A 13,595-nucleotide genomic window follows, 5' to 3' on the forward strand; every position below is an offset into this window, starting at 1 on the left:
TCGAAGCGGATTCGTTCGGCTAGCGTGAGACCGGTGTCAGACCGGCAGGACCGACGACACCAGCGTTTGCGTGTACGGATGCTGCGGATCGTCGAGCACCTGGTCGGTGAGACCGGCCTCGACCACCTCGCCGCCTTGCATCACCATCAGTCGATGCGCGAGCAGCCGCGCGACGCCGATGTCGTGCGTGACGATCAGCACCGACAGATGCAGCGTCGCCGTGAGCGTGCGCAGCAGATCGAGCAGCCGGGCCTGCACCGACACGTCGAGTCCCGCAGTGGGTTCGTCCATGAAGACGAGCCGCGGACCGGTGACCAGATTGCGCGCGATCTGCAGACGCTGCTGCATGCCGCCCGAGAACGCAGCGGGCAGTTCGTCGATGCGGGTGGCGTCGAGTTCGACGCGCTGCATCCACTGCGTCGCGGTGTCTCGGATGCGACCGTAGTGGCGCGCGCCGACCGCCATCAGAGGCTCGCCGATGTTCGCGCCGGCCGACACGCCGTTGCGCAATCCGTCGCGCGGATTCTGCTGCACGAAACCCCACTCGGTGCGCATCAGCAGACGGCGGCGTGGTTCGGACAGCGCGAACAGATCGATGCTGTCGCCGTGCGCCGCAGTGTAGTGCAGCGTGCCGCCGTCGACCGGCGTGCGCAGCGCAAGCGTGTTCAGCAGCGTCGTCTTGCCCGAACCCGATTCGCCGACGATGCACAGCACCTCGCCGGGGTACAGGTCGAAGCCGACGTTCGCGCAGGCGGTGCGGCCGCCGTAGCGTTTGGTGATGCCGCGGGCACTCAGCAGCGGGGTCATGCGTCGGCTCCTTCGTTGTGCGTTTCTTCGTGCGCGTTGTCCTGCTCGTCGCGGCGTTGCCGGCAGTAGTCGCTGTCCGAGCAGACGAACATCCGGCTGCCCGCATCGTCGACGATCATCTCGTCGAGAAAACTTTCCTTCGATCCGCACAGTGCGCATGCATGATCCCAGCGCTGAATTTCGAACGGATGGTCGTCGAAGTCGAGACTGCGCACTGGCGTGTACGGCGGAATCGCGTGGATGCGTCGCTCGCGGCCCGCACCGAACAGCTGCAGCGCGGGGTTCATGTGCATCTTCGGGTTGTCGAATTTCGGAATCGGCGACGGCGACGCGAGGTAGCGGCTGTTGACGATCACCGGGTAATCGTAGGTCGTCGCGATGCTGCCGTGATGCACGATGTCCTCGTAGAGCTTCACGCTGATGAGCCCGTAATCGGCGAGCGCATGCAGCTTGCGGCATTCGGCGACGCGCGGCTCCAGCCGGTATAGCGGCTCGGGCATCGGCACCTGATAGACGAGGATCTGCTGCCCGGTCAGCGGTGTTTCGGGAATCCGGTGGCGGGTCTGGATGATCGTCGCGTCGGCGGTGCGCTGCGTCGTCGCGACGCCTGTCGTGCGCGCGAAGAAACGGCGGATGTTCACCGCGTTGGTGGTTTCGTCGGAGCCCTGGTCGATCACCTTCAGCGTGTCGTCGCGACCGATGATCGCGGCGGTCACCTGGATGCCGCCGGTGCCCCAGCCGAACGGCAGCGGCATTTCGCGCGACGCGAACGGCACCTGATAGCCAGGTACCGCGACAGCCTTCAGCAGCGCGCGGCGGAGCATGCGCTTCGTCTGTTCGTCGAGATACGCGAAGTTGTAGCCTTCGGCGGGGCGGTTGTACTCGCTGGCCTGGGCGGTGAGAGGGGTCGCGCTCATGCGGCTTGCTCCTCGTCGAGCGGGTCGTTGCTGTCGGTGCTTGCTGAATGTTCAGAACGTGCAGCGTGCTGCGCACGCAGGCGACGCACGAGTTCGAGTTCCGACTGGAAGTCGACGTAGTGCGGCAGCTTCAGATGCTGAACGAAGCCCGACGCCTCGACGTTATCGCTGTGCGACAACATGAATTCGACGTCCTGCGTTGGCGAAGCGAGGGTCTCGCCAAGCTCTTCGGCGCGCAGCGCGCGATCGACCAGTGCCATCGCCATCGCCTTGCGCTCTGAATGACCGAATGCGAGGCCGTAGCCTTGCGTAAAGGTCGGCGGCACGTCGGTACTGCCGGCGAACTGGTTGATCATCTGGCATTCGGTGATGTCGATGTCGCCGATCTCGACGGTCTCGCCGAGTTCGTCGAGTTCCATCTCGACCGCCACCGAACCGAAGCGGATCTCGCCCGCGAACGGATGCGAATGCGCGTAGCCACGCTGCGTCGCGTAGCCCATCGCGAGCAGGAAGCCTTCGTCGCCACGCGCGAGATTCTGCAGGCGCGTCGCGCGGCTCGCCGGAAACGCGAGCGGTTCGCGCGACAGGTCGGCGGGCTCCGGCGCATCCGGCGAAGACGTTTCCTGTTCGATCAGCCCTTCGCGATCGAGCAGCGCGACGACGCGCGGCACCGGTTCGTGCGATTCGTGCGGTGCAGGGGTGCGTACGGCATGGGTTGTGTTTTCGTCTTCAGACGCATCGCTTTCCGCGAGCAGCGCGAAGTCGAGCAGACGCTGCGTGTAATCGTAGGTCGCGCCGAGCAGCTGGCCGCCGGGCAAGTCCTTGAACGTCGCGGAGATGCGCCGCTCGATGTGCATGCGTTCCGATTCGAGCGCACACGTATAGCCGAAACGCGGCAACGTCGTGCGATACGCGCGCAGCAAAAAGATTGCTTCGACGAGGTCGCCGGCTGCCTGCTTGATCGCGAGCGCAGCCAGGTCTTCGTCGTACACGGACCCTTCGGTCATCACGCGCGCGACCGCGAGTCGCAACTGCTCGCGAATCTGCGCGACGCTCAGTTCGGCAAACCGCGTGTCGCCGCGGCGGGCCTTGTCGAGCAAACGCCACGATGCTTCGATCGCGCGTTCGCCTCCTTTGACGGCTACGTACATCAGTTCGTCTCCACACGGGTCGTGCGCGGCAGGCCGACCACAGCGTCGCCGCACACCAGATAGCAGTCGATACCGCACGGAAAGAGCGGCGCGAGCGCGGTGCGCTCTTCCCAGAAGTGCGCGGGCAGGCCGAGCGGCGCGATGGTTTTCGTCGTTTCGATGCCAGGACCGCGCAGCACGACCGGCGTGCCGCCGGCGAGCGCGTCGACGCGTACCAGCAGCGTCACCGAATGCTCAGGCTGTTCCGGCTCACCGAGCGGAAAGCTCGCGAGCGACGGTAACGTCTGCGCATCGTGCACATACGCGAACGACGCTTCATGCGGCTCGTCGACGATCGGTGCACCCGTATGAAAGCGCAGCGCGGATGCAAGCGCGGTGTCGGGCTGCGCGAGCCAGACGGGCGTCGTGTAGTCGCACAGCGCGAGCAGCGCGGCGAAGGCGGCGAGATCGGCGCGTGCGCGATGCGTGCCCGATGCGCGCGCAGCCGGCAGCACATTATCGATCGTGCCGACCGTGCCGGGACGCGACAACACGTCGAGCAGCGTGCGAAACACCGCCTGCGTGTCGTGCACCGGATCGGTGAAGCCGGGCGTCAACGTGGAGAGCGCGATCTGCGTGTCGTTCTGCGTATCGTTTTGCATGAAAGTCATCAGTCGCCCCGAACCATCGTGAAGAATTCGACCCGCGTGGACGCGGTGTCGTCGTGTCGTGCGGCGCGCGCGGCGACGATCTGCGCCGCGAGCGGTTCGACCAGTTGCGTATGCAGCCGCGCATGATGCTCGGGCAATTGCAGTAGCGCATCGGCGAGCGCGGCCAGTTCCGCGCGGCGCCGGTCGCGTCCCAGATGACACGCAACGCCGACCGGCGCGCGGCCTTCCGGTTCACGCAGCCGCAGCGTGGCGCGCGTGACGGTGGCTTCGCCGAGATTGAACGGATCGCCACTGCCACCGACCCGGCCGCGCACCATCGCGAGCCCGGTTTCAGGCGGCCGCAGCCAGTCGAACGCCGGTGCCGCGGTGTCGCCCAGCGCGCGCTGCAGCGCCGCTTCGAGTTCGGCGCGCGGCGTACGGGCGAATACCGCCATCCAGGCACGCCGTTCAGCAGAAGAAGAGGGAGACGCGGAAGAAGAGAGACTCATCGAAGATTCCTGTTGAATCGGTAACGTCGCTGCGGACGTCGATCCGTCCAGTCATTTGACCATCTATTCATCTAAACGTCTAGACGTTTAGAGATAAAATACTTGCGTCTGTTGCGCATGTGTCGTTTCATCATTTCATCACGGCCTGCGCACTACAATGCGTCCAACGATATTTGAACCGAAGGGAATGACAACACCATGACATCGAACGACGGCGCAACCCCTGGCACGACGGTCGAACGAGGCGGCGGCGTAGCCGTATGGCGGCAGATCGAACAGATCCTCGCGGCTGAGATCGCAGCGAGCGGATTCGGCGAGGATGGACGGCTGCCGAGCGAAGGGGAGCTGGCAAAACGCTTCGACGTCAACCGGCACACGGTACGTCGCGCGATGCTCGGGCTCGCGGCACTCGGGCTCGTCAGTGTCGAGCAGGGACGCGGCACGTTCGTGCAGCCGGGCGCGATCGATTACACGATCGGACGCCGCACGCGCTTCACCGAAAACCTGCGTCAGCAGCATCACGCGGCTGCGGGAATGATGCTGTCGTCGTCGCGTATGAAGGCGGAGCCGGGCGTCGCGAAAGCGCTCGGGTTGCGTGCAGGGGCGCCAGTGTTTCGCATCGAGACGCTGCACGAATCGGACGGCGTGCCGCTCACGTATGCGCGCAACTGGTACCCCGCGGTGCGTTTCGCGAACCTGCCGGAAGTGCTCGAACGCACGGGCGGCATCACGAAGGCGATGGCCGAACTCGGTGTCGCGGATTACTTGCGTAAGTGGAGCCGTATCGGCAGCGTGTTGCCCGATGCGGAAGTCGCGCGCCGTCTGAACATCAACCGGCAGCAGCCGGTGCTGTGGGTCGAGAACGTCGACGTCGATCTCGAGGGCACGCCGATCAAATACGGCTTCACGCATTTCGCCGCGGACCGCGTGCAACTGATGGTCGAGCACGACGTATGAGCGCAGCAGTCGAAATGGCGTGGCCGGCGACGGCCCGCTTCGCGCTGTATTACGCGCCGCCTTCGGCATCCGTGTGGTGGCAGGCCGGCAGCGAGTGGCTCGGCCGCGATGCGGAGCGCGACGTGGCTTGCGTGGCGCCGCAGCCCGATGGCCTCACGCGTCCGCTTGCGGAACTGACGCAGGCACCGCGTCGCTATGGCTGGCACGGCACACTGGTGCCGCCGTTCCGTCCCGCCGACGGCGTGACGCAGCAGGACGTGCTGGCGGTCGCGCAACGCTGGGCGCGTAGTTGCGATGCGTTCGCGCTACCGGTCGATGCGGCGCAGTTGGGTCGTTTCATCGCGTTGCGGCCCGCGACGCCAGCGGCCGACACCGCAATGCGCGAACTTGCGTCGAGCGCGCTGCGGGCCTGCAACGCGTTGCGTGCCGCGCCATCCGCAGCCGATCTCGCACGACGTCTCGAAGCGCCGTTGACCGAACGGCAACGCGCACTGCTCGTCGAATGGGGCTATCCGTACGTGTTCGACGAATTCCGCTTTCACATGACGCTGTCGAATTCCCTCGACGACGCGCACGAACGCGACACGCTGCTCGCGTGGTGGCGTGCGCGCGTGCCGGCGCTCGGGGCGTTGCTGGTGAACGGGGCCGCGCTGTTCGTCGAGCCCGAGCCCGGTGCGCCGTTCGTGCTGTGGCAGCGGCTGGCGTTCGCAGGGGCCAATCAATGAAGGGTCGCTTGATCGTAGTCATGGGGCCGTCGGGCGCGGGCAAGGACGCGCTGCTCGGTTTTGCGCGCGAACGTCTTGCCGGCGAGCCCGTGCTGTTCGCACATCGCTACATCACGCGACCTGTCGGTAGCGGCGAAAATCACATCGCGTTGTCGATGGCCGAGTTCGACGCTCGCTCGACGCTCGGCCTGTTTGCGCTCGAATGGTCGAGTCATGCGCTGCGCTACGGGATCGGCATCGAACTCGATGCATGGCTCGCGCTGGGCTGCACGATGGTCGTTAACGGGTCGCGGCAGCACCTGCCACACGTGCTCGCGCGCTATCCGCACACGGAAGTCGTGCACGTGACCGCGGCACCCCACATTCTCGCGGCGCGGCTCGGCGCTCGTGCACGCGAAACCGCAGCGGAGATCGCCGCGCGCCTCGTACGCGAAGCGCCGTTCGCGCTACCGGAAGGCGCGCGGCTGACAACAATCGACAACTCCGGCACGCTCGAAGTGGCCGGCAATGTGTTTGTTGGAGCACTGTGTGGCACGTTGGAGAGCGCGATGGGCGTAGCCGGTGTGAGCGGTAGCAACCACCACATTTAGCTCGATAAGCCGCCGCCAAACTCGACGAGACCGCATGGTACCCGGAACTCTTTCGCACGCAAACGTTCGCATAGCGTCCACACAGGGCAGCATCTGGCGGGTAGGCGACGCTTGGCAGCATCAATTTTCCTTCCACAATCCTAGATTCCCCAGACTCGCCGCGAGCTTGAGCCGCGCAGTGCGCCACTTGGAGATCGCTAGCACACGTTGCTTCTGCGCATCAGTCAGCGCGGTCTGGGCGTTCAGCAGTTCAGTGAAGGTACCAACCCCCGCCTTATAGCGGCCGCGCGCTATATCAATCAAGCGTTGTGCATCGGCGAGTAGCGCCTTGGAATTGTCCAGATTTGCCGTGTCCGCCTGAAGGCTCTGGTAGCTCGTCCATACGTCGAGCGACACCTGCAGCTCGGTGTTCCGCAGATCGGCTTCCTGCGCATCAGCCTGAGCCTGTGCCTGTGCGGCACGATAGCTGGACGCGAAGCCATCGAATAGCGGAATCGTCACCTGAATGCCTATCGTGCTGCCGCGACTCGCGGTGATCGGGATCGATTGCGGCTGCTGCTGGTACGACGGATTGTTCTGGGTCAGGCTGCCCACGAGTGAAATCGTCGGGCGTCCCTGTGCCCGTGTCGCGTCGATATTCGCTCGCGCTGCATCCAGTCTCGCACGGGCGGAAACCAGTTTCGGCTGCCGTGCTTTCGCATCTTCGACAAGTTGATCGACACCCTCCACGAATTCGCCTCGATCCATGAGCGGCTCGGACGTGGCGATCCGGACCGGTGCATTCGCGTCCAGCCCCATCGCAACTGCTAGTGCACCGGCCGCCGTGCGTGCCTCTCCCTCGGCGTTCACGCGGTCGAGCAGCGCACGTCGCCAGGCTGTCTGTGCCTGCACCTGATCGCTCAGTGTGCCCGCACCCGCGTCGTGTTTCGCACTGGCTTCCGTGAGGCTTTCCTTCGTGATGTCTTCTGTCTTCCGTGCGGCATCGACTGAGGCCTGGGCATCGCGAACAGCGTAATAAGCCTGCGCCGCCGTGAAGAACACGGTTTGCAGCGTATCGTCCTGAGACGCATTGGCGGCGGCAAGGAGTTGCCGTGCCTGCCGAAGTGCGGCGCTGCGCTTGCCGAAATCGAACAGCACCCAGCTCAGGTTCAGCATTCCGTACCTGCTAGACGAGTTCTGCGAACTTCCAGGTGAATCCACGCCGAATCTACTGCCGTCATACGTAGTCGATTGCGTGTCACGTTCGATGCCAGCCGTTGCATTCAGCGTCGGGAGGTATGCGGCTTCACCGATGCCAACGGCGGCTGCCTGCGCGCGAGCATTTGCCCATGCCTGCTGGGCCCGGGGATTCGCACAGATCGCCTGGAGGATTGCGTCCTCCAGTTCGACCGGACGATCAACGATTTCCGGCTGGCACGAAGCATTCTTCAACAACGGTGCGGCGGGCGAGTCGGAGGCGAGTTTGTGAGTCCCGTAGACGTCGAACCATTGCGCTTCGACGGTCTGCGAAGTGAGCAACGCGGTTGCATACGCAGTCACGACAAGGAATGCTTTAGCCATCGCGTGTCACCGTCCCGCGATGGCCTGGCCGTGGGATGCCACAGGTGGCGGTGGGGCCTTGCCTGCAGGGAGCGCAGACGTTGGTTGGTCAAGCACCACCTTGCCGCCATTCAGCAGGATCACTCGCGACGCGGACGCAATCGTTTCTGGCCGATGCGCAACGATCAGGCGTGTAATCCGCAGCGCGCCGACTGCCGCGTTCACCTGTTGCTCGCGGTGCACGTCGAGATGGCTCGTTGCCTCGTCGAGTACAAGGATTTTTGGCCGCTTGTAGAGCGCACGCGCGAGCAGCACCCGTTGCTTCTGGCCACCCGAGAGCACCGTGCCCATGTCTCCGACGAGGGTGTTGTAACCCATTGGCATCGCGACGATGTCAGTATGTACTGCTGCGATCTGCGCACATTCGGCGACCCAATGTTGATCGGCCTGAGGGTCGAAGAAGCTGATGTTGTCGGCAATCGATCCCGCAAAAAGCACGTCGTCCTGCAAGACGGTGCCGACGAGCGAGCGGAGGCGGTCAATCCCGAGCCGGTTGATATCGATGCCGCCGATCCTGATCGTTCCGCTTGAGGGAGCGAGCACGCCGAGCAGCACGTTGATGAGCGTCGTCTTGCCACAACCCGACGGCCCGATAATCGCGACCGATTCGCCGGCTTCAACTTTTAGCGAAACACCGTCGAGCACAGGCGGCTCCCCGTCGGCGTAACGGAAAGCGAGCTGGTCGGCCTCAATGCTTGCGACGAGGTTGTCCGCTTCACCCGGCACGTTGCGCAGGCTGGCGTCACGTTCCGTCTGCGTGAACACAATGTCGGCGAGACGTTCACCTTGCAATTGCAGCATCTTGACTTCGAAGAACCTGTCGATGAGGCTACCGACACGGCTGTCGAACTGCCCCTTGTACGCATTGAATGCCATCAGCACGCCAACCGTGAACTGACCGTCCATCACGAGCCTCGCACCGAGCCAGATAATCAACAGTCCCTCGATGCCGAACAGCAGACCATTCAGCTGCTGGTACAGCAACTGGATCTTTTGTACATGCAGGCTCGCGTTGATCTGCTCGACCAGCAGCGTGAGCCAGCCAGAGCGCCGCTCGCCCTGACGGTTGAACAGCTTGATCGTCTTCACGCCGCGTACCGTTTCCAGGAAGTGGCTCCGCTGCTTCGCGGCGTGGATGATCTGCTCTTCCGTCGCACGCCTTAGCGGACGGTACCAGAGCAGCCGCAAGAGACCGTAGAGCAGCATCGTGACGAGCGCGATCAGCGCCAGCTTCCAGCTGTAGACGAACATCATCGCCAGTGTGACGATGGTCATTAACCCGTCGATCACCGCGCTCAGGAACGCCGTCGTGAGCGTCTGCTGGATCGTATCGACCGCGCCGAAGCGCGACACGACATCGCCAAGATGGCGGCGCTCGAAATACTGCACGGGCAAGCTCAGCAGGTGCGTGAACACATTGGCGCGCCATTGAATGTTGAGCGTGGTGCCGAGGTACATCAACGCCCAGGTGCGCATCGCGCCTGTCGCCTGCTGCATTAGCAACAGCAGGCCGAAGCCAGTCGCGAGCACCGTCAGCAGATCACGATCGGCGCTGACGATTACCTCGTCGATTACCCATTGCAGGAAGAACGGCGACGCCAGCGCGAACACTTCGAGCGCAATGGCGAGCAACAGGATCTGCCCTAGCGAGCGAGACAGGCCGAACACCGGTCCGAAGAGCGCACGCAGCTTGACGGTGGGCGGCGCCTCGCGCTGTTGAAACGCGCTCACTGGCCATAACTCCAGTGCAACGCCGGTGAAGGAACGCGACACTTCGTCGAGCGGCATCTTGCGGACGCCCCGCGCGGGATCGTGAATCGTTGCGGTCTTGCCGTTTACACCGAGTAATACGACGAAGTGATTGAAGTTCCAGTGCAGGATGCATGGCACACGCAACTGGTTGAGGTCGTCGAGATCGAGTTTCAGCGCACGGGTGCCAAGATCGAGGCGTTGTGCGATTTCGATGACACGACCGAGGCTTACCCCCTTCAGGGATATCGGAAACCGGCCGCGCAGCGTCGCCAGATCGGCGTGATGCCCATAAAAACCGGCAATCATCGCGAGACACGCAAGGCCGCATTCGGCGGCTTCAGTCTGCAGGATCATCGGGAGCTTGCTGCCGATGCCGAGCGAAAGGCGATCCAGAAAAGACATAGGTGAATGCCGCGTCAGAGTTTGCCGGTCAGGCTGTAAAGGGGTTCGAGCACCCATTCGTACAGACGGCGGTGCTCCTGCAGGATGTCGGCTTGTAGCGCCATGCCGGCCTGCAACGGCTGGGGCTTGCCGTAGGCGGTGACGGTCTGTGATTTCAGCGAGACCGTGATCCTGTAGAACGTGCCGTTGCGATCGGTGGGGCCTCCGCTCGTCGCGAGTTCTGCGCCGGACAGGGCGGTGCGGGCGATCGATGCAACACTGGCCGCGTACTGCCCGAACTTCTGGTAGGGGTACGCCTGATAGCGGATCAATACCGGATCACCGATTCGGACGAACCCAACGGCAGCGCTTGGCACGAACAGGTACGCCTGCCAGTGCGCGCCAACTGGCACGATGCTCGCGACTGGATGCACGGTGTCAATCATCTGCCCGGGCTCGGCGATGACAGCGGTCGCGATTCCGGTTTCGGGTGCACTGATAGCAAGTTCGCGCTTCGCTTCACTCTCGATCAGGCTCTGGTCGACCTCGATCACACTGCGGCCGATCTGGGATAGCTGATTCTGCTGCCTGAGCGAGAGTCCTGCGAGATCGTTGACAGCTTCCGTGAGTGACTGCGCCGTGGTCGCACGGTCGCGTTGCAGACTGTTGAGTCTCGATTGCTGATCGAGTAGATCGGCCTCGCGCTGCTGGGCCTGATCTCTCGAAATGTAGTCCTTGGCAAGCAGACCGACGTAACGCGCAGCTGCGTCGGCCGCAAGCGACACGCGTGTACGCTGTGCAGCGATCTGATCATTAATGCCTGCGAGCGCTGTGTGCAGGTTTGCAATCTTCGCCTGCAGCGTGTCGCGTTCGTCGCCTTGCAGCAATCGTGTCTTGCCGATTTCCTGCTTTAACGACTCCTTGCGTCGCTGTGCACGGTCGATGAGCGCGGCCTGCGTTTGGCCACCGCCCACACTTTGCAGGTCAGTGGAGACTGTGTAGAGCACCTGGCCGCGCGTCACGCTTTGGCCTTCGACGACATGCTTCCTTAGCACGATGCCGGACTCCCTCGCATAGAGCTTCAGGAGACCGACGTCGGGTGTCAGTACGCCTTCCACGGTGGTGCGCCGTGTGTAGCCGCCGAACACGAAGAACAGGATAACTACAAGCGCCATGCAGGCGGCCCCGGCCGTCACGAACGCGAACGATAGTGGGCGGACCAGGATGATCTCACTGAGGATGCTCGCGCGTTGCGCCTGTTCAGCCTCAGCGCGAAAAAGTTTATCTCGGAGGGTCACTGCTGATGCTCAGATAAGCCTTGGCATTAACCCGGAACGGGGCTTTTCATAAAGTACGATTGCTCGTCTATCCGGGCAGCGGTGGCATTGCTCTCTTTTGAAAGCGCCGCATGCCATGCAGCAGCAGCAACATCAAGAGATAAGTTCCACCAACGACGACAACATCATCCCAGGTAACTGGCTTGTTTAGTAACCCTGCTCCTTCATGAAAACCCGTGTCGCGTCGTGCGACTGTAAAATATAGTACGAACAGGAAGACGTTATGCATCGCGTGCGCCCCCATTGCCAGTTCGAGTCGCCCTTCGTATGCAATCAACGTCGATAACCCCAGCGACATCAGCGCAAAGCCTGCGGAAATAGGCAAGCTTGTGTAGCCGTGGCCGATTGCAAAAATAACGCATATGATGATCGCCGTGATTGCCCTGTTCTTTGTATGCCTCTCGATTTTTTGTGCCCACCATCCGCGGATAATCATTTCTTCCTGTCCGGCCGCAAAGATGAGCGTCAGGATAAACAGCACGAGCAAAATGACGTTTCCCGTTCCAGGCCAGTGTGGTCTGGCATACATGTCGGGCCAGACATCAGTCTGTAGTTTTGTTTTGCATGCCAGGACCAGAAGCATTGTCGCAAATGAAACGAGCCAGAACATGGCTCCGCAGAAGACTCTGCCGATCCTTAGTGTGCCGTCACATGCAACGAGCGTCAGGAGTGGCCGACGTTCGATGTGTTTGAAGACGAATTTCAGACATACCCACGCTGCCACTGTGTTAATGAATATGCTTAGAACAACCAGTCGGTATGCCGGCCAGTTGCTGCCCGTTCTCACTTGATGAAAACCGGCGATTGCGTATACAACGAAGCTGCCAATCCCTAATGAAACGCAGATCATTCCAATAGCAACAACTGTCCAGCGCCAGCCAGACCTGTCGGGTTGATTTTTTATCACCATAAACATTCGAAACTGTTGGTAGTCCTGGCAGACGGACATTCCACTTTTTTACGAGCGAAATCGCAGGCCCTGCGGGCTGCGGCATCACCACACAATTGATGAACAGAGCGGTTTTTTGCAGTCAATCAAAACACTTGCCTGTCGGATTCGCTGCATCCCCAACCAGGATTGGACCGATACCCCCGATCTGGGAGGACCGCGATCATCACGGAGGATTCCGATTGCTCGCGATCCCGGTCCAGGTTGCGGATTGGATGTGTCGTCTATACCTTGTGCATCACGGTGAGAGCGGTGACGCCAGCAGCATGACACTGATCAGTCAGAGTACTAGCGCACTCATTATGGCTGTCTGTCAAAGATCTGTGGGAAAGTGTCCCGCCCCCAGGCTCCGATTCCGCTCAGATGTGCACCTATCCATCCAGGGGGATTGCTGATAAAAGACGGTACCGAAGACGGCGGGTACCCTGGGATGCTCGTGTCCGGCCCACCAGGATGCCAGCCCGCACTAGGAGCAGAGGCAGGCGCAGGTGCAGATGCTGCCCCGGCTCCGCCTGCGATCAATGCGAGGATGCTCGGATCTTCAATGACTTGCATGGCAAACTCCTGTAGAAAAAGATACACAACTGTGGTGCTGCATTTATTCCGATTTACTGGTCTGGCATGCAAATCAGAATCCCTAAAACCACAAATCGTCAGACTTGGGGCGACGAACTGCCGCGCTGACCGATGGTTGAATTTCTGGAAATTTTTGGCAGTCCGTCGATCATCAATTTCACTTCTCGTCATTCGAACGCTTGAATGCCGCTACAGATGTAAATCATTCGTCGCATCCGCTGCACTTCCGGCCTGTCACTTCGGGACAATCCAGCATGCTGGTCACCGATGATTTTCAGAGCCATCCATACCGCCCCCTTGTTGCCAAGGGTCTTTCGGCCACTATGCGAAAAGCCGTCAACGCGAACTCTTTTGAGATCTTCAATTCTTGGCGCGCTGCCCGATGCGGCAGCTTCGCATCGGATTCGTCTCTAGTTCGCGACCATACACAGACGCACTCGTGCGTTCGTGGACGGGCAGCGTCCCCCGTTGTTTCTCTCATGTTGCTGAAGCTACTTCATCAGCTTCCTGGCATAGGTGCTACCGACCCATAGAAACAGCAGTGCAAACACAGCGCCTCCGGCTTTGCTAAATATGGAGGGATGCTGCGTAAGTACTCCAAATACGGTCAGTAGCCCGCAAAGACAGAAAACCACACTCCCCAACAGACCAATCCAACTATTAACCGAATGTTTTGAAAAGAAATTTTCAATCTCGCTAAAAATCGTCATCTTGAA

General features: G+C 61.7%; 12 protein-coding genes. 3 read left to right on the forward strand and 9 right to left on the reverse strand.

Translation table 11 applies throughout. The annotated features are described in order from the left end of the window. Positions 1–36: 36 nt before the first annotated feature. Genes phnK through phnG form a run of 5 tightly spaced genes read right to left on the reverse strand, consistent with a single transcriptional unit; the run spans position 37 to position 4,013 of the window. On the reverse strand, positions 37–807 hold the full coding sequence (phnK, locus tag ACREXZ_RS14045; RefSeq protein ID WP_431764689.1) for a phosphonate C-P lyase system protein PhnK: 771 nt from the start codon (positions 805–807) through the stop codon (positions 37–39). Then, positions 804–1,724, reverse strand: a complete 921-nt coding sequence (locus tag ACREXZ_RS14050; RefSeq protein WP_431764690.1) for an alpha-D-ribose 1-methylphosphonate 5-phosphate C-P-lyase PhnJ — start codon at positions 1,722–1,724, stop codon at positions 804–806. Before ACREXZ_RS14050 ends, phnK begins: the two co-directional genes overlap by 4 nt. Further along, entirely contained in the window at positions 1,721–2,875 is a 1,155-nt protein-coding gene (locus tag ACREXZ_RS14055) for a carbon-phosphorus lyase complex subunit PhnI (protein ID WP_431764691.1), read from the reverse strand. Before ACREXZ_RS14055 ends, ACREXZ_RS14050 begins: the two co-directional genes overlap by 4 nt. After that, entirely contained in the window at positions 2,875–3,516 is a 642-nt protein-coding gene (gene phnH / locus ACREXZ_RS14060) for a phosphonate C-P lyase system protein PhnH (RefSeq protein ID WP_431764692.1), read from the reverse strand. The genes ACREXZ_RS14055 and phnH overlap by 1 nt, the downstream gene beginning before the upstream one ends. An 8-nt stretch (positions 3,517–3,524) precedes the next feature. After that, positions 3,525–4,013, reverse strand: coding sequence for a phosphonate C-P lyase system protein PhnG (phnG, locus tag ACREXZ_RS14065; RefSeq protein ID WP_431764693.1), 489 nt, complete (start codon positions 4,011–4,013; stop codon positions 3,525–3,527). 198 nt (positions 4,014–4,211) lie between these two features. Here phnG and phnF point away from each other — a divergent pair, with 198 nt between their 5' ends. The 3 genes from phnF to phnN are packed head-to-tail and all read left to right on the forward strand — an operon-like array spanning position 4,212 to position 6,285. Further along, positions 4,212–4,970: a phosphonate metabolism transcriptional regulator PhnF gene (gene phnF, locus ACREXZ_RS14070; protein WP_431764694.1), complete on the forward strand. Its 759-nt coding sequence runs from the start codon at positions 4,212–4,214 to the stop codon at positions 4,968–4,970. Then, entirely contained in the window at positions 4,967–5,695 is a 729-nt protein-coding gene (locus tag ACREXZ_RS14075) for a DUF1045 domain-containing protein (protein ID WP_431764695.1), read from the forward strand. Before phnF ends, ACREXZ_RS14075 begins: the two co-directional genes overlap by 4 nt. Continuing rightward, positions 5,692–6,285: a phosphonate metabolism protein/1,5-bisphosphokinase (PRPP-forming) PhnN gene (gene phnN, locus ACREXZ_RS14080; RefSeq protein ID WP_431764696.1), complete on the forward strand. Its 594-nt coding sequence runs from the start codon at positions 5,692–5,694 to the stop codon at positions 6,283–6,285. Before ACREXZ_RS14075 ends, phnN begins: the two co-directional genes overlap by 4 nt. 120 nt (positions 6,286–6,405) lie before the next feature. On the opposite strand, the gene ACREXZ_RS14085 is transcribed toward phnN, so the two are convergent. The 4 genes from ACREXZ_RS14085 to ACREXZ_RS14100 all read right to left on the reverse strand — a co-directional run bounded on the left by ACREXZ_RS14085 (position 6,406) and on the right by ACREXZ_RS14100 (position 12,303). Further along, a complete protein-coding gene (locus ACREXZ_RS14085; RefSeq protein WP_431764697.1) occupies positions 6,406–7,845 on the reverse strand; it encodes a TolC family protein in 1,440 nt (479 codons plus the stop codon). A 6-nt stretch (positions 7,846–7,851) separates the two neighbouring features. Next, positions 7,852–10,038, reverse strand: coding sequence for a peptidase domain-containing ABC transporter (locus ACREXZ_RS14090; protein WP_431764698.1), 2,187 nt, complete (start codon positions 10,036–10,038; stop codon positions 7,852–7,854). Between the two features lie 14 nt (positions 10,039–10,052). Continuing rightward, positions 10,053–11,315 (reverse strand): HlyD family secretion protein, encoded by a 1,263-nt coding sequence (locus ACREXZ_RS14095; protein WP_431764699.1) that lies wholly within the window; start codon positions 11,313–11,315, stop codon positions 10,053–10,055. A 67-nt stretch (positions 11,316–11,382) separates the two neighbouring features. Then, on the reverse strand, positions 11,383–12,303 hold the full coding sequence (locus ACREXZ_RS14100) for a CPBP family intramembrane glutamic endopeptidase (protein ID WP_431764700.1): 921 nt from the start codon (positions 12,301–12,303) through the stop codon (positions 11,383–11,385). Between the last annotated feature and the right edge of the window lie 1,292 nt (positions 12,304–13,595).

It is taken from the genome of Paraburkholderia sp., assembly GCF_050742655.1.
In the GTDB taxonomy this organism is placed as follows: domain Bacteria; phylum Pseudomonadota; class Gammaproteobacteria; order Burkholderiales; family Burkholderiaceae; genus Paraburkholderia.